Annotated in this window: 16 protein-coding genes; 9 read left to right on the forward strand and 7 right to left on the reverse strand. The window is 63.0% G+C overall.

Annotated elements, in window-relative coordinates; genetic code table 11:
- The first annotated feature begins 282 nt into the window (after positions 1-282).
- Both CH302_RS30980 and CH302_RS07415 read left to right on the forward strand, forming a co-directional pair.
- Complete coding sequence (locus CH302_RS30980) at positions 283-540, forward strand: site-specific integrase (protein ID WP_371828436.1); 258 nt, start codon at positions 283-285, stop codon at positions 538-540.
- 201 nt (positions 541-741) lie between these two features.
- Entirely contained in the window at positions 742-1,239 is a 498-nt protein-coding gene (locus tag CH302_RS07415) for a hypothetical protein (RefSeq protein WP_141216607.1), read from the forward strand.
- Here CH302_RS07415 and CH302_RS07420 read toward each other — a convergent pair.
- From CH302_RS07420 to mptB, 4 genes are all read right to left on the reverse strand, one after another.
- Positions 1,233-1,739: a hypothetical protein gene (locus tag CH302_RS07420; protein ID WP_037189367.1), complete on the reverse strand. Its 507-nt coding sequence runs from the start codon at positions 1,737-1,739 to the stop codon at positions 1,233-1,235. The two genes, CH302_RS07415 and CH302_RS07420, sit on opposite strands and share 7 nt — an antisense overlap.
- Positions 1,740-2,674: 935 nt before the next feature.
- Positions 2,675-3,475: an ABC transporter permease gene (locus CH302_RS07430; RefSeq protein ID WP_037189365.1), complete on the reverse strand. Its 801-nt coding sequence runs from the start codon at positions 3,473-3,475 to the stop codon at positions 2,675-2,677.
- Positions 3,472-4,416 carry an ABC transporter ATP-binding protein gene (locus CH302_RS07435; protein WP_032398020.1) on the reverse strand — a complete coding sequence of 315 codons (945 nt, stop codon included), beginning with the start codon at positions 4,414-4,416 and terminating at the stop codon, positions 3,472-3,474. The genes CH302_RS07430 and CH302_RS07435 overlap by 4 nt, the downstream gene beginning before the upstream one ends.
- Entirely contained in the window at positions 4,413-6,065 is a 1,653-nt protein-coding gene (gene mptB / locus CH302_RS07440) for a polyprenol phosphomannose-dependent alpha 1,6 mannosyltransferase MptB (RefSeq protein ID WP_094634589.1), read from the reverse strand. Before mptB ends, CH302_RS07435 begins: the two co-directional genes overlap by 4 nt.
- 337 nt (positions 6,066-6,402) lie before the next feature.
- Here mptB and CH302_RS07445 point away from each other — a divergent pair, with 337 nt between their 5' ends.
- Genes CH302_RS07445 through CH302_RS07475 form a run of 7 tightly spaced genes read left to right on the forward strand, consistent with a single transcriptional unit; the run spans position 6,403 to position 12,789 of the window.
- On the forward strand, positions 6,403-7,149 hold the full coding sequence (locus CH302_RS07445; protein ID WP_371828435.1) for a helix-turn-helix transcriptional regulator: 747 nt from the start codon (positions 6,403-6,405) through the stop codon (positions 7,147-7,149).
- Positions 7,146-8,591, forward strand: coding sequence for a Fe-S cluster assembly protein SufB (sufB, locus tag CH302_RS07450; protein ID WP_032377835.1), 1,446 nt, complete (start codon positions 7,146-7,148; stop codon positions 8,589-8,591). Before CH302_RS07445 ends, sufB begins: the two co-directional genes overlap by 4 nt.
- Positions 8,592-8,615: 24 nt before the next feature.
- Positions 8,616-9,806 (forward strand): Fe-S cluster assembly protein SufD, encoded by a 1,191-nt coding sequence (gene sufD, locus CH302_RS07455; RefSeq protein WP_094649919.1) that lies wholly within the window; start codon positions 8,616-8,618, stop codon positions 9,804-9,806.
- A gap of 39 nt (positions 9,807-9,845) precedes the next feature.
- On the forward strand, positions 9,846-10,622 hold the full coding sequence (sufC, locus tag CH302_RS07460; RefSeq protein ID WP_032403380.1) for a Fe-S cluster assembly ATPase SufC: 777 nt from the start codon (positions 9,846-9,848) through the stop codon (positions 10,620-10,622).
- A gap of 2 nt (positions 10,623-10,624) precedes the next feature.
- Positions 10,625-11,917 (forward strand): cysteine desulfurase, encoded by a 1,293-nt coding sequence (locus CH302_RS07465; protein WP_037189363.1) that lies wholly within the window; start codon positions 10,625-10,627, stop codon positions 11,915-11,917.
- Complete coding sequence (gene sufU / locus CH302_RS07470; RefSeq protein WP_037189362.1) at positions 11,918-12,415, forward strand: Fe-S cluster assembly sulfur transfer protein SufU; 498 nt, start codon at positions 11,918-11,920, stop codon at positions 12,413-12,415.
- Positions 12,412-12,789 carry a metal-sulfur cluster assembly factor gene (locus tag CH302_RS07475; RefSeq protein WP_037189361.1) on the forward strand — a complete coding sequence of 126 codons (378 nt, stop codon included), beginning with the start codon at positions 12,412-12,414 and terminating at the stop codon, positions 12,787-12,789. The genes sufU and CH302_RS07475 overlap by 4 nt, the downstream gene beginning before the upstream one ends.
- Positions 12,790-12,810: 21 nt before the next feature.
- On the opposite strand, the gene ku is transcribed toward CH302_RS07475, so the two are convergent.
- The 3 genes from ku to CH302_RS07490 are packed head-to-tail and all read right to left on the reverse strand — an operon-like array spanning position 12,811 to position 15,734.
- Positions 12,811-13,752 carry a non-homologous end joining protein Ku gene (gene ku, locus CH302_RS07480; RefSeq protein WP_037189360.1) on the reverse strand — a complete coding sequence of 314 codons (942 nt, stop codon included), beginning with the start codon at positions 13,750-13,752 and terminating at the stop codon, positions 12,811-12,813.
- A gap of 51 nt (positions 13,753-13,803) precedes the next feature.
- Positions 13,804-14,949, reverse strand: a complete 1,146-nt coding sequence (locus CH302_RS07485) for a lycopene cyclase family protein (protein WP_037189359.1) — start codon at positions 14,947-14,949, stop codon at positions 13,804-13,806.
- A complete protein-coding gene (locus CH302_RS07490) occupies positions 14,946-15,734 on the reverse strand; it encodes an SDR family oxidoreductase (RefSeq protein WP_037189357.1) in 789 nt (262 codons plus the stop codon). Before CH302_RS07490 ends, CH302_RS07485 begins: the two co-directional genes overlap by 4 nt.
- Positions 15,735-15,880 lie beyond the last annotated feature (146 nt).

Raw genomic sequence — 15,880 nt, forward strand, 5'->3', positions numbered from 1 at the left:
TCGATGCTCGGGGTGCAGTTGAAGGTCGGCAGGGGATCGAGGCGTTCGTATCGTCTGGCAGAGCTGGACTTGATGCACGATGCTCTCGGTGCCAGCAGATACAAGATGTTCGGATTTTCGATGCTCTACGCCGGTCTGCGTTTGGGTGAAGCGGTGGTGAAGCAACATCTTGAGGGCAACGTCCTTCATGTGGACAGACAGCGGATACCGAACGGCACGATCACAGCCGCCAAGAGTGTCGGACCCGTTGTGGTTCCTTCGTGGTTCGCAGAGCTGTATTCCATGTGGGAGCCAAAGACGACTCGTAACAATGTCTATCTGGGATTGCAGCGAACAGGCAACGCCAATGGTATGACCCTCAATCCTCATGCTTTGAGGCATAAGTTTGCTACAGAGCTGGTCAACAACGGTTGTTCTCCTGAAATGCTGAGAAGACAACTCAGACATCATGACGTGACTGTGAGTCTCAAATATTATGTTGAGGCAGAAGAACACAGGTTGGTTGAAAAGATAGAATCAACCTTCGGGGGCAATCGATGATCCTGTGCTGATCAGATGAAGTAAGAAGTAATCCCTCTGAAACCCCCGGCGATATGTCGGGGGTTTCTCTTTGTCCAGATGAATTGTCGAATGATTTGAAGATTAGCCGAAGTAATCGATTAAGACTTTAAGTAGGGAACAGATACCGAAGCGGTCATCAACTTTGTGAAGCCGAACGAGTACAAATTCGATTTCGAGGCCATGAACGACAAGACAGCAGATTCGGAAGTTCCACCGAAGGTAGAAAAGCTACCGAGCATGACACAGATTGCGAACAGATTCGTAGATACCGCCAGCGTCCAAAAATATGGTGAACGTGAAGCGAGTTTCAATGTTGTTCGTGGAACCGGTCAGTTGCAGGACATCAAGCTAGGCTATTTGGGCGGGGGATTCAAAGAGTGGTCATTCGCTATCTGTGACGATTATCAACTAGCCAAAAACAGAATCAGCAGAGCGATGGTCATTCCTGATAACTTCTATGATCTGAAGCTTCTATCGGAGCTTGATATCTTCGATGCCATTACCATTTTGTGGAAGAACGAGCAGCATGTTCTCTACATCAGAAAGATGGAATGGACCATAGCGGACAATCATGTTCGATTGGAACTGTACTTTTCGAGAGAGTCATCTGGTGTTGCATGGACGCCGGTATTTGAGGCAGCAGACTTCTACACAGACATCTACTTTGATATCTACTGATTATCGGTCTTATTCTTCCGTATTGAAAAAGATCGCAGGGAGTCGAGTTTCGCCTTGGCTCGTCTCAATCTTGTGAATCTTTTGAGTTCAATCTCATCTCTTGCCAGGTTCAACATGCGAGCTGTGAGTTCAGGTATGGCAAAAGCGCTGAGATGGATACCAACGTTGGGAGCCATTCGGTACATGCGGATTTGGCCGTCGAGTGAATTCAATATCTTTATGTAGTCATTGGAGAAGTTGTCGAATCCAAGGAGAAAGAAGATGTTGGAGTGATGACGCATTGCCATAATCTTCTCATGAAGTTGTTCATTGGTTTGGTTCGGATCGATTGAACCGACTCTGATGTTTTCAAGTTCTTCGATCACCGGGGTAAGAGCTTTGGTCAATGTGTCCCGTTGCCACCTGATGAGTTCACGTCTGTCTGTACGCATCTGCACATAGATGACGGTTCCGAGTGAGACGCACAGCGCCAGACCGGAGAGCAGCAGGGACCAGTTCATGGACGAATCTTAGGTGCACCGGGTGATCCTCTGGCACATCCCCATGCGGGTGGTTACACCCGGTGCGTCCACGAGCGTATCTGTACCTGTCATGTGAGTTGCGTTGCTCAGTTAAGTGACAGCTATAGTTTCCTGTTTTTGGTCGGAAGGTCAGAAGGTCGGAAGGAGGTCCGACACGCGAAGGAGCTGAGAATCTCCTGTGAAAATTTCTCCCGGTGGAGTGCCGCAGAGTGACGCATAGTGCCGCAAAGTGAGGGAAAAGAGATGCCCACCACCCCAGACGTTGGGTTTCCTGGGTTTCATGCGGTGTGGGTTTGTCGGTACGCGCCGTTAACGTTGTGAGCAGCACCGGGTGAAACCCACGCCAATGAAGATCACCCGGTGCCGCTGTTGTAGCCCAACGAGAGGACTCACATGGACAAGCCTAACCATCCACCACTAGGTAAGCATGACCCACCGACAAGAAATCGCATCATGGAGACGGTCAACCTCCTGGCAGCTGTCGGCCTGGCAGCGCAGATTCCGAACGTCACAACCGGTGTGCTCATCGCAGCAATCGGGCTGTGCGGGGTCATCGCCACAGAGAAGTAGCCGACTGGTGGTGCCCCATGACAGGACTTGTGGGGCACCATCGACAACTCTGCTCAACGCCAATCGCAAGTACGGGTGTTCGTCTTCAACAAGGATGGACACCGAAGGTCTCGAAGCTGTGTACGCCAAGTACATCGCCAACATCGACGAGGCCGTGAACGGCTACATCGATCACAACAACACCACGTTGCTACTCGAGTTTGGGCCGGTTCGGTGCTACGTTTTTTCCGTAAGGCCCCAGCTGAGTAGTAGACGGTTCCACCATCATCTGATGCGCTCTGTACAGCACCCCACGATGGTAAACGCCGATCAACTACACAGCGTCGTTGGGTAGCGAGCGTCGCTCAGGTGAACTTGAACGTGCGGACGGCGAGAGTGCTGCACACCGCTGCCCACGCCAGCAGTACGACCACGCCGAAGATGTCGAAGGACGAGGACACACCTCTGCTCAGTGCCTCGCCCAGCGCGCCGGACGGAACGATGCGTGCGACGTTCTGCAGTCCCTGGGGGATCTGGTCGTCCACGAACACCGCACTGCCGATGCCCAGCATCACGAACCAGGCGATGTTCGCCAGCGCCAGCACGATCTCGGCGCGCAGGGTGCCGCCGAGCAGCAGTCCCATCGAGGCGAAGGTGACGGTTCCCAGAGCGATGATGACGGCCCCGAGCAACAGACCCGTCGCGCTCGGGCGCCATCCCAGAGCGACGCCGATCGAGCCGAGCAGCACCGACTGCAGAATCACCACGATCACCACGGCGGCGGATTTGCCGCCGATGATGCCCCACCGTGGAAGTGGTGTCGCCCCGAGCCTCTTGAGAGCGCCGTAGCGGCGATCGAAGCCGACGGCGATCGCCTGGCCGGTGAACGCCGTCGACATGATGGCCACCATCATCACGGCCGGGACCACTCGGGCAACTCGATCGGTACCGAGTTCGCCGAAGGGCAGCAGGGTCAATCCGACCAGCAATGTGATCGGGATGAACATCGTCAGCAGCAACTGTTCACCGTTGCGCAGCAACAACTTCAGTTCGAGGCGGGTCTGCGCGAGCAGCATGCGCGCAGCCGACGCGGGCTGTGGGCGAGGCGCGAACAGACCTGTCTCGAATCGGTTGTCGGCGAGCCGGGCTTCTCTGCGCACGGTCACTTCCTCAACTCTCTGCCGGTCAGCTCGAGGAACACGTCCTCGAGGCGGCGCTGGTCGACCTGCAACTCGGTGGCCAACACGTCCTGCTGTGCACACCAGGACGTGACGATCACCAGAATCTGCGGCTCGATCACGCCGGAGACCACATACGAACCGGGCGTCGGTTCCGACGGTACGTAACCCGGTGGAAGAGCCGCGTCGAGCATGGACAATTCGAGTCCGGGGGGTGCGGTGAAGCGAAGCTGGCCCTCGGCACCCTGCTTGGTCAGTTCCGACGGTGTACCCGAGGCGACGACGCGGCCGTTGTCGATGATCGTCAGCCGGTCGGCGAGCTGCTCGGCCTCGTCCATGAGATGCGTCGTGAGCAGTACTCCGACACCGTCACGGCGCAGGGCGTCGATCAACTCCCACACCAGCAACCGAGCCTGGGCGTCGAGCCCGGCCGTCGGTTCGTCGAGGAACACCAGTTCGGGCCGTCCGACGATGGCGCAGGCCAGGGCCAGCCGCTGCTGCTGCCCACCGGAGAGCCGCCGGTACGGGGTGCGAACGGCCGAGGTCAGGCCGAGGCAGTCGAGCAGCCATGCCGGATCGAGTGGGTCGGCCGAGTACGAGGCGACGAGTTGGAGCATCTCCCCGGCTTTGGAACCGGGGTACGCGCCTCCGCCCTGGAGCATGACGCCGATGCGTGGCCGCAGCTGAGCCGATTGTGCGACGGGGTCCAATCCGAGGACCCGGACCGAGCCGCTGTCGGGTACGACGAATCCCTCGCACATCTCGACGGTGGTGGTTTTTCCGGCACCGTTGGGGCCCAGCAGCGCGAGAACCTCGCCGGGGCCGATGTTCAGGCTCAACCCGTCGACGGCACTGACACCGTCGTACGACTTGCGTACGTCGGTCAGTTGTACGACAGGTTGCGCCGCGTCGGACGTCCCGGAGATCACGAGGACTCAGCGTATTCGTCGGTGTTGCGGTCGCGTGCCGGTGGTCCGGTGCGGGTGGGCCACGGCATCCGGTTTCGCGTGAACAGGTAGAGCAACGCGATCGTCAGGATGGTCATGACTGCGGCCTGCACGATCTGGAACGGCTGGTACTCACTGCCGTTCGGCATGAGGATCACGCTCACCAACGACGAGAAGGCAATGGCAGGCCGCCGGAACGAGGGAGTCGTGGCCCACGCGGCCAGCGGAATCACCGCCCACAGCAGGTACCAGGGCTGCACCACCGGGAACAACAGGACGACGGCACCGAGCGCGACGCCGAGTGCGCCGACCGGATGCAGGCGGCCGCGCAGAACGGCGATCAGCATGCGGACGACGATGATTCCCGCGACGACGGCAGCGATCGGGCGAGTGAGACCCAACACAGCGGTGGTGTGGTCGCCGAGACCCAGAAGCACACCGACGAATCCGGTACCGAGACCGAGGATCGTGGGAATCGACATCCAGCTGCGCACCACTCCCGCGGTCCCCAGAGTGTTGATCCAGCCGAAGCCCAGCCCGCTACCCAGGCTCACGGCGACCTGGACCACGACGGCGATCGAGCCGAGCAACAGTGCCGCGTACATCACGGATCTGAGGGTCCCGCCCCATCGCCTCGACAGTGCCATCCCCACGAAGCCGAGCGCGATGAGCGAGGGAATCTTGATCGCAGACGACAGCGCGATCAGGCCGGCACCGCCGACGAGGAATGCAATATCGGTGCTGCGCAGGGGACCCGCGCGCTCGATCGCGCGAAGGGCCAGTTCGGTACCGGCCAGCATGAGCCCGATCATCAGGGCCTCGTTGTGGATACCGGCGACCAGGTGGAACAGCAGCAGCGGGTTCGCGGCACCGAGCCACAGTGCCGTGACCGACGCGACCCCACAGCGTCGGGCGAGACGTGGCAGCGACCAGACGATCAGCGCTACGCCCACCAACGCAAGCAGGCGATGGAGGAAGATGCCTGCGACGATGTTCTCACCGGTCAAGTACGTGATTCCACGCCCCATCCACAGGAACAGCGGACCGTAGGGTGCCGGGGTCTCCCGCCAGATGTTGGGAACCGTTCGGGTCAGCACGTTGTCGGCCCCGAGTGCATCGACCGGACCGACCTCGTACGGGTCGAGTCCCCGAGCGGTGATCTCGCTCTGGGCGAGGTACGAGTAGACATCGCGCGAGAACATCGGCGGTGCCACACTCAACGGCAGGATCCACAGCAGCAGCGTGCGGTCCATCTGGGAACGAGTGAGCCGACGTGGGGTGGTTCCCGATCGCGTGCGTCCCAACGCGAATCTTCCCAACAGCAACCACGCGAGCACCACGATGACGGTTCCGGTCATCGTGACGGTCAGTGCGGTGGTCGCCATCCGGGACGGCAGGCTCAGGAGTCGGACGCCTGCGATCGGGTTCTGCAGCACCGGCTGCGCGCCTGCGCCGAGTGCTCCGATCGCCATCAGTAGTGCGCCCGCGGCACCGAAACGTCGGATGTTCCTGAGCTGGTTCGTCTCCGTGGGATTGAGACCCGGCGCCTCCTGCTCGTCTCCGTGCAGGGTGGCGACCGCTCCGCCCGGAGGCGTCGGCTCGAGGCCGATGACTCGGCGTGCGGGGGTCAGGACGAACCTGTGGACGAGCGCAGCCGATCCGGACTTCGGGGTGCCGGGCGCCGGGAGAGACTCGGAACCCCTCGCGGAAGGTGAGCTCTCGGAACTGGGCTCACTGTCGGTCGATGGCACAGTGGGAGCGTAGCGGGGCACTCGCAGGCGGCCTGCACCGTGCTCCACCGGACCACCTGGGCATCGGCCACCGTGTTGGGTGAGCGACCTGCAAAGGGCACCCTTGCTGGACCGGGTACTGCAATTCCGTCACACTGGTGTTGTGAAAACAACCGAGAGCTCGCTCGTGCGTCCGGGAAGTGTCGAGTCGTCGGCCACCGGCGCAGGCGTTTCGTCGGTGCGACCCACGTCGGCCCCCGAGGGGCAGACGCGGAGCGCTGTGGTCACTCTGCTCCTCGAAGAGGGCCCCATCACCGCCTCCGACATCGGTACTCGACTGGGATTGAGCGCGGCAGGTGTTCGACGTCACCTCGACGCACTCATCGACGCGGGCGAGGCCCGCATCACCACTCCCGCGGGTGCTCGGCAACGGGGCCGGGGTCGACCGGCGAAGCATTTCCAGCTGACTGCAGCCGGACGCAATCGTCTCGGCCACACCTACGACGATCTCGCCGGCGCCGCCATGCGGCAGCTGCGCAAGATCGGTGGAGACGCGGCCATCGAGACGTTCGCGCGGCAACGGGTCAACACCATCGTGGCGGACGTGGAGCCGGCGACGGGATCCGATGCGCATGCCGTGGAGGACGCCGCCGACCGAATCGCCGGCGCGTTCAGCGCAGCCGGTTTCTCCGCCACCACCCGTCAGGTGGGCAACGGTGTGCAGATCTGCCAGCACCACTGCCCGGTGTCGCACGTCGCCTCCGAGTTTCCGGAGCTGTGCGAGGCCGAGCAGACCGCGTTCGCCGAGATCCTCGGCACGCACGTGCAGCGTTTGGCGACCATCGCCAACGGCAATTGCGCATGCACGACGCACGTACCGCTGTCACCGACGCGGTACTCGAACACCGATAGTTCCGACAAGAAGACTCCCGACGCGCAGCCCCGCGTCGGAGAACGCCCACGCCTCCGGAAGGAGCCCGCATGACCGTCACACCAGACCAGGTGACACCCACCGCGCCGCTGACCCAGGACGAGACCATCGCCTCGCTCGGCACCTACGGATACGGCTGGGCCGACTCGGACGTAGCCGGTGAAAGTGCCAAGCGCGGTCTTTCCGAGGCCGTCGTCCGGGACATCTCGCAGAAGAAGAGCGAGCCCGAGTGGATGCTCGAGGCGCGCCTCAAGGCGCTCAAGACGTTCGAGCGCAAGCCGATGCCGAACTGGGGTTCCAACCTCGACGGCATCGACTTCGACAACATCAAGTACTTCGTGCGGTCCAGCGAGAAGCAGGCTGCCACGTGGGAAGACCTGCCGGAAGACATCAAGAACACGTACGACAAGCTCGGCATCCCCGAGGCGGAGAAGCAGCGCCTCGTCTCCGGTGTCGCTGCCCAGTACGAGTCCGAGGTGGTCTACCACTCGATCCGTGAGGACCTCGAGGCTCAGGGAGTGTTGTTCCTCGACACCGACACCGCCCTCAAGGAGCAGCCGGAGCTGTTCCGCGAGTACTTCGGCACCGTCATCCCCGCGGGCGACAACAAGTTCTCCGCACTGAACACCGCGGTGTGGTCCGGTGGATCCTTCATCTACATCCCGCCGGGCGTCCATGTGGACATCCCGCTGCAGGCCTACTTCCGGATCAACACCGAGAACATGGGCCAGTTCGAGCGCACGCTGATCATCGTCGACGAGGGTGCATACGTGCACTACGTCGAGGGTTGCACCGCGCCGATCTACAAGTCGGATTCGCTGCACTCCGCCGTGGTCGAGATCATCGTCAAGAAGGGTGGTCGTTGCCGCTACACGACCATCCAGAACTGGTCGAACAACGTCTACAACCTCGTCACCAAGCGTGCCAAGGCCGAGGCAGGCGCAACGATGGAGTGGGTCGACGGCAACATCGGCTCCAAGGTCACCATGAAGTACCCCGCTGTCTGGATGACCGGTGAGTACGCCAAGGGTGAGGTTCTGTCGGTCGCGTTCGCAGGCCCGGACCAGCACCAGGACACCGGCTCGAAGATGTTGCACCTGGCACCGCACACGTCCTCGAACATCGTCAGCAAGTCCGTCGCTCGCGGCGGTGGCCGGACGTCGTACCGCGGTCTGATCCAGATCAACAAGGGTGCGCACGGCTCGCGTTCGACGGTCAAGTGCGACGCGTTGCTCGTCGACACGATCAGTCGTTCCGACACGTACCCGTACGTCGACATCCGCGAGGACGACGTGTCGATGGGCCACGAGGCCACCGTCTCGAAGGTCAGCGACGATCAGTTGTTCTACCTGATGAGCCGTGGCATGACCGAGGACGAGGCCATGGCAATGGTCGTCCGTGGCTTCGTCGAGCCGATCGCTCGCGAACTACCGATGGAATACGCGCTCGAGCTCAACCGGCTCATCGAGCTGCAGATGGAAGGGTCGGTCGGATAAGTGAACAACCCCCTCACCGGAGTCATGGGTGCCGTGGCATCCGAGAATCCAGAGTCGGCCAAGGAAGACAAGTCGAAGCTCGTCGAGAACAAGGGCGCTCAGTTCACGTCCTACGACGTCAATGCGTTCGAGATCCCGTCCGGCCGTGACGAGCTGTGGCGTTTCACGCCGCTGCGTCGGCTGCGCGGCCTGCACGACGGTTCCGCTGTCGCCGACGGGGCCGCTCAGGTCACCGTCGGTGCACCGGAATCGGTGGTCGTGGAGACCGTGGGCCGTGACGACGACCGACTGGGCAAGGCCGGTGTTCCTGCCGATCGTATTGCCGCTCAGGCATTCTCGGCGTTCACCGAGGCCACGATCGTCTCCGTGCCGAACGAGGTCGAGGTGGCCGATCCGATCGAGATCACTGTCGACGGTCCCGGTGTCGACCACGTCGCCTACGGCCATGTGCAGATCAGACTCGGCACGTTCGCTCGCGCCACCGTCGTGATCGATCAGCGGGGCAGCGGCACGTACGCCGAGAACCTCGAGTTCGTTCTCGGCGACAGCTCGCAACTGCACGTCGTACTGATCCAGGACTGGCAGTCCGACGCCGTGCACGTCGCAGCGCACCACGCGATGCTCGGGCGCGACGCCGTGCTGCGGCACTACAACGTCAGCCTCGGCGGCGATCTGGTCCGCATCAGCCCGACCGTGCGCTACAGCGCGCCCGGCGGCGACGCGAACCTGCTCGGTGTGTACTTCGCCGACGCCGGCCAGCACCTCGAGCAGCGACTGCTCGTGGACCACTCGGCACCGCACTGCAAGTCCAATGTGATGTACAAGGGCGCGCTGCAGGGCGAAACCGGACCCGGAACCGTCGACGCGCACACCGTGTGGATCGGAGATGTTCTGATCCGAGCCGAGGCCGAGGGAACCGAGACCTACGAGCTCAACCGCAACCTGGTGCTCACCGATGGTGCGCGGGCCGATTCGGTACCGAACCTCGAGATCGAGACAGGCGAGATCGTCGGAGCAGGCCACGCCAGCGCCACCGGCCGTTTCGACGACGAGCAGCTGTTCTACCTGCGCGCTCGTGGCATCTCGGAGGAGGTTGCTCGTCGACTCGTCGTCCGAGGCTTCTTCCACGAGATCATCGACAAGATTCCGGTCCCCGCCGTACGCGAGCGTCTCGACGCCGCCATCGAGACCGAACTCGCCGTCGCCGGCGCGTAGGTCCACCCGAACCTTTCTCGACTGCACAAAGGAACTGTGATGTCCACACTCGAAATCCGCGATCTGCACGTCAGCGTCGCCAACACCGATTCGTCCGCCGAGCCGATCAACATCCTCAAGGGTGTCGATCTGACCGTGAAGTCCGGCGAGACGCACGCGATCATGGGGCCCAACGGTTCCGGCAAGTCCACCTTGTCGTACGCCATTGCAGGCCATCCGAAGTACACCGTCACCTCCGGCACCATCACCCTCGACGGTGAAGACGTGCTCGAGATGAGCGTCGACGAGCGCGCCCGCGCCGGCCTCTTCCTGGCGATGCAGTACCCGGTGGAGGTGCCCGGCGTCTCGATGTCGAACTTCCTGCGCACCGCCGCCACCGCTGTGCGCGGTGAGGCTCCCAAGCTGCGGCACTGGGTCAAGGAAGCCAAGACCGCCATGAGCGAACTCGAGATCGAGGCCAACTTCCTCGAGCGCAACGTCAACGAAGGCTTCTCCGGCGGCGAGAAGAAGCGTCACGAGATTCTTCAGCTGGGACTGCTCAAGCCCAAGATCGCCATCCTCGACGAGACCGACTCCGGCCTCGACGTCGACGCTCTGCGAGTGGTGTCCGAGGGTGTCAACAAGTACAAGGAGCGCGAAGACGGCGGAGTGCTGCTGATCACGCACTACACCCGCATCCTGCGGTACATCAAGCCCGACTTCGTCCACGTCTTCGTCAACGGCGAAATCGTGAAGTCCGGCGGTGCAGAGCTGGCCGACGAGCTCGAGGCCAACGGATACGCCGGCTACACGCAGGCCGCGACCACCGGAGCATGAGTATGGCTGCACCCGCAGCTGCGGCGGTGGCGGCATCGTTCGATGTCGCCACGGTTCGCCGCGATTTCCCCATCCTCTCGCGCACCGTGCGAGACGGTAAGCCGTTGGTGTACCTGGACTCCGGTGCCACCTCGCAGCGGCCCGTGCAGGTACTCGACGCCGAGCGTGAGTTCCTGACCACGTGCAACGCGGCCGTACACCGCGGGGCGCATCAGTTGGCCGAAGAGGCCACCGATGCCTACGAGGGTGCCCGCGCCGCCATCGCGTCGTTCGTCGGGGCGGACGTCGACGAGATCGTGTTCACCAAGAACGCGACCGAGTCGCTCAACCTCGTGACGTACGTGCTTGCCGATCAGCGATTCGATCGCCATCTCGGTCCCGGCGACGAGATCGTCGTCACCGAACTCGAGCATCACGCCAATCTCGTTCCGTGGCAGGAGCTTGCCGCTCGAACCGGTGCCACCCTGCGCTGGTACGGCGTGACCGACGACGGACGCATCGATCTCGATTCACTCGAATTGTCTTCTGCCGTCAAGGTTCTCGCGTTCACGCATCAGTCCAACGTGACCGGTGCTGTGGCTCCGGTCGAGGAATTGGTGCGTCGGGCCAGGGCGGTCGGTGCGCTCGTCGTCCTCGACGCATGCCAGTCGGTGCCGCACATGACGGTCGATTTCCACGCGCTCGATGTCGACTACGCCGCGTTCTCCGGTCACAAGATGCTCGGTCCCTCGGGAGTGGGCGTGCTGTACGGCAAGGCCGCACTCCTCGCGGCGATGCCTCCGTTCATCACCGGCGGTTCGATGATCGAGACCGTCACCATGGAGAAGACGACGTTCGCCGCGCCTCCGCAGCGATTCGAGGCCGGGGTTCCGATGACCTCGCAGGTCGTCGGACTCGGTGCCGCTGTGCGGTACCTGGAGAACATCGGCATCGATGTCATCGCCGCGCACGAAAAGGCCTTGGTCGCAGCAACTCTCGCCGAGTTCGCGAAGATCGACGGTGTTCGCGTGATCGGCCCGACGGAGAACGTCGACCGCGGTTCGGCAGTGTCGTTCGTGGTCGACGGCATTCATGCCCACGACCTCGGACAGATCCTGGACGACGAGGGCGTCGCCATCCGCGTCGGGCATCACTGCGCGTGGCCGCTGCATCGACGCTTCGGTGTGGCTGCGACAGCGCGCGCCTCGTTCGCGTTGTACAACACGGTCGAGGAAGTACAGGTTCTCGCACAGGCGATTCGCCGCGCGCAATCGTTCTTCGGAACCACCGACCACGGCGGGGGAGGGCAGCTGTAGATGCGGATGGAACAGATGTACCAGGAAGTGATCCTCGATCACTACAAGCACCCGCACGGCCGCGGACTGCGCGAGCCCTTCGGCGCGGAGGTGCACCACGTCAACCCCACCTGCGGCGACGAGGTCACCCTGCGCGTGCAGATCGAGGACGGTGCCGTCGCAGACGTGTCGTACGACGGCCAGGGCTGCTCGATCAGTCAGGCAGCGACGTCCGTACTCACCGATCAGGTCGTCGGCCTGAGCGTGGCCGACGCACTGAAGACGGTCGACGCGTTCAGCGACATGGTCGGCAGCAGAGGTACCGTCGAGGGTGACGAGGACGTCATCGGCGACGGCATTGCGTTCGCCGGTGTGGCCAAGTATCCGGCTCGCGTGAAGTGCGCATTGCTGGGTTGGATGGCTTTCAAGGACGCGGTTGTTCAAGTAGTGGACGCAGATTCGACAGCTACGACGGGCGGGACCGCCCAGTCGGCACTTTCCGGAGGACAGCAATCATGACCGAAGCAACAGAGACGACTCCAGCCGTGACCAGTCCGGTGGAACTGACCGCCGACGAGATCAAGGTGCTCGAGGACCTCGAAGAAGCGATGCGCGACGTCGTCGACCCCGAGCTCGGAATCAATGTCGTCGACCTCGGGCTGGTGTACGACATCAAGATCGACGCCGACGACATCGTCACGGTCGACATGACGCTCACCTCGGCGGCATGCCCGTTGACCGACGTCATCGAGGATCAGGCCCGCGGTGCTCTCGTACGCAGCGGATTGGCCGCCGACCTGAAGATCAACTGGGTGTGGATGCCGCCGTGGGGCCCGGACAAGATCACCGACGACGGTCGCGAGCAGCTCAGGGCCCTCGGCTTCACCGTCTGACCCACTGACGAGTCGGCCCCCTCACGCACCCTTCGCTTCGTCGGCTTTGGAGTCGGCGGACTCGGCGGGGGTCGACTTCTTGGCCGCTGCCTTCTTGGCCGGGGCCTTCTTCGCTGCAGCTTTCTTGGCGGGAGCCTTCTTCGCCGGAGCAGACGAGGCGGACCCGGACTTCGCGTTCTTGCCTGCCGCCTCCACGCTCCGCTGCAACGCCGCCACGAGATCGACCACCTCGGCGTCCTCGCCGTCGTCGTCTTTCTCCGTCTCGGTGTGGATGACCTTCTCACCGCCGTTGGCGAGCGTCTCGTCGATCAGCTTGCGCAGCTCGATCTGATAATCGTCCGTGTACTCGGTCGGATCGAATTCCGAGGACATGCTTTCCACCAGGGAAGTCGCCATCTTCACTTCCTGTGGACGCGCGGACGGCGCGTCCACGAGCGAAGGAAATTCCGCGGCCCTGACTTCGTCCGGCCACAGCAACGTCTGGATCACCAGCACGTCGCCGCGCACGCGGAGGGCGGCCAGACGGGTCTTCTGACGCAGAGTGAAATGCACCAGCGCGGTGCGCTCGGTTTCTTCGAGAGTCTCGCGCAGCAGGACATACGCCTTCGGTGACGCGGAGTCCGGTTCGAGGAAGTAGCTCTTGTCGTAGAGGATCGGATCGATCTGCTCGGTGGGTACGAATTCGAGAACCGGAATTTCGTGTTTCTCCGCCGCAGGCAGCTTGTCGAAGTCGTCGTCGGTGAGGATGACGCGTTCGCCGTCGGGGGAGTCGTACGCCTTGTCGATGTCGGCGAACTGCACCGACTTACCGCACTCCTGACAGATCCGGTCGTACTTGATGCGACCGCCGTCCTTCGCGTGCACCTGATGGAACCGAATGTCGTGCTGCTCGGTGGCCGAGTAGACCTTCACCGGAACATTGACCAGTCCGAAGGCGATCGAGCCCTTCCAAATGCTGCGCATCTGTACATGATCGCCGACCGGGCGCCCGCGTGTCGACCGTTGGCGAGAAACTCAGCCGCGGCCCGGGGTGCGCACTATCGTGCGCGCGATCGCGAGCCTGGCCGACGCCGGGAGCGTCGGAAACATCTTCAGCATCGCGGTCATCGTCCCCACGGCGTCGTCGTGGCCGGACAGGTACGAGCGCTGCAGTTCGACCGGGAGCGAGAAGAAGCTGGAGAAGAACTGGGGGACCATCTCGGGTTCGAGAGCCAGTGCCGTGCGCAGGCCGAGGTTGCGAAGCTTCTGGACCGTCCACACGTGCACCGGGCGGACCGGGCGCGATCGACCGCCGCCTCGGAACCGCTCGACAAGGTGATCCGCCGATGCCAGCGAGGCCGCGACGCTGTACCCGGTGGCGGGATGCATCAGATTCGAGCGAGAGCCGAACAACACCGGACCGTCTCGGCCGGTGTGCAGTCGCGACCGAGGCGGCGGTTCGACCGAGAAGCGGACACGCTCGACATCCTCGTGGCCGGTCGGTTCCAGGTTGCGGTGGGTGAGGCGGTGGTGCAGCCGTGTTCGAAGCACCGAGAGCTCGAGAGCCGGTCGGCCCACCAGACAGGTCTCCTCGAGCAGGATCCGATCGTCGTCGAGCGCAACGGCGTACAGAAAACTCGGCGCCTCACCGGGCCGGGCACCGTTGTCGGTGCGCCAATCCATGAACCAGGCGTCGGATCCTTCGAGGATCGGTTCGGCGCGCTCCCGTTCGACGACGATGCCGTATGCGGTCTGCTGTGCCAGGTCGTGTGAATCGAGCGTTCCGCGAGCATCGACGACGTGCCGAGCGTCGACGATGGTGCCGTCGGACGTCGTCACGCGAGAACCTGTGACATCGACGGCCGTTCCGGCGAGCACTCGCACGCGGTCGAGAGACAAGGTCGCTTGCAATGCAGGCGTGTCCAGTACGCAGTACGTTCGGTCGATGATCCGATGGTGATCAGTCCATACCGCTGGCTTCTGCGCAGTCGAGGCGACGGCGGTCTCGGGCAACCACGGTGGCAACTCGTCGGCCCAGGCAGAATACGTCGGTGTCCAGGTGCGGGACGGATGCGGATCGACGACGAGCACGTCGAGTCCTGCCTCGGCGCATCGGTGGGCCACCGACCGTCCCGCCGGGCCGAGTCCGACCACCGCGACGTCGGCCGAGAAATCGTTCACATTCCGCCGGTGGCGAGCAAACCACCGTCCACCCGCACGGTCTCGCCGGTGATCCAGGAAGAGGCGTCCGACACCAGGAAGGCGACCAGGGCCGCGACGTCCTCCGGGTTTCCGAGACGCTTCATCGGGTAGCCGGCCGCTGCCGCGTCTTCTCCGTTGGCGACGAGGGCCTCGGCGAATTTGGTCTTCACCACCCCCGGTGCCACGGCATTGACGCGAATCCTCGGACCGAGCTGCCAGGCGAGCTCTTCGGTGAGGCGGATCAGGGCGGCCTTGGAAGCGCCGTACGCGGCGATCACGCCGGTGGAGCGGATGCCTGCCACGCTCGCGATGTTGACGACCGCGCCGCCGTGCTCGCCCATCCAGGCATGGAACGCCTGCTGAACGAAGCCGAGGGTACCCACCACGTTCGTGTCGAAGATCTTGCTCACGCCCGCCAGGTCGGCATCCATCAGCGAGCCGTAGACGGGATTGATGCCGGTGTTGTTGACCAGGATGTCCAGCGAACCGAAGGTCTCCACCGTGCTCGCCACCGCGTTGCGCCGGTGCTCCGGATCGCCCGCGTTACCGTCGATCGCGAGCACGGAATCGCCGAGCTCTGCGGCCGCGGCAACGAGAGGTTCGCGCTTGCGTGCGGTGATGGCGACATTCGCGCCGCGAGCGAGCAGTTCGGCGGCGATGGCCTTGCCGATGCCTCGGCTACCGCCGGTGACGAGAGCGGTGCGCCCGGTGAGGTCGGGGATCGGCGCGCTGGAGGGGCTGACGGTTTCGGGGGCGTCGGTCATCGATCAGACGTTACCGGTGTCACCGTCGTTCCTGGGTGAGGGCACGTGAATGCTGAGCTAAAATGGGGGTTTGCTGTGCCGCTCGACGGCATGGTTCGCCCGTCGGTCGACGGGCAACGATCTTGTTCGGCAATCGCTAGGAGTTC

This window comes from Rhodococcus sp. 15-2388-1-1a (assembly GCF_002259145.1).
In the GTDB taxonomy this organism is placed as follows: domain Bacteria; phylum Actinomycetota; class Actinomycetes; order Mycobacteriales; family Mycobacteriaceae; genus Rhodococcoides.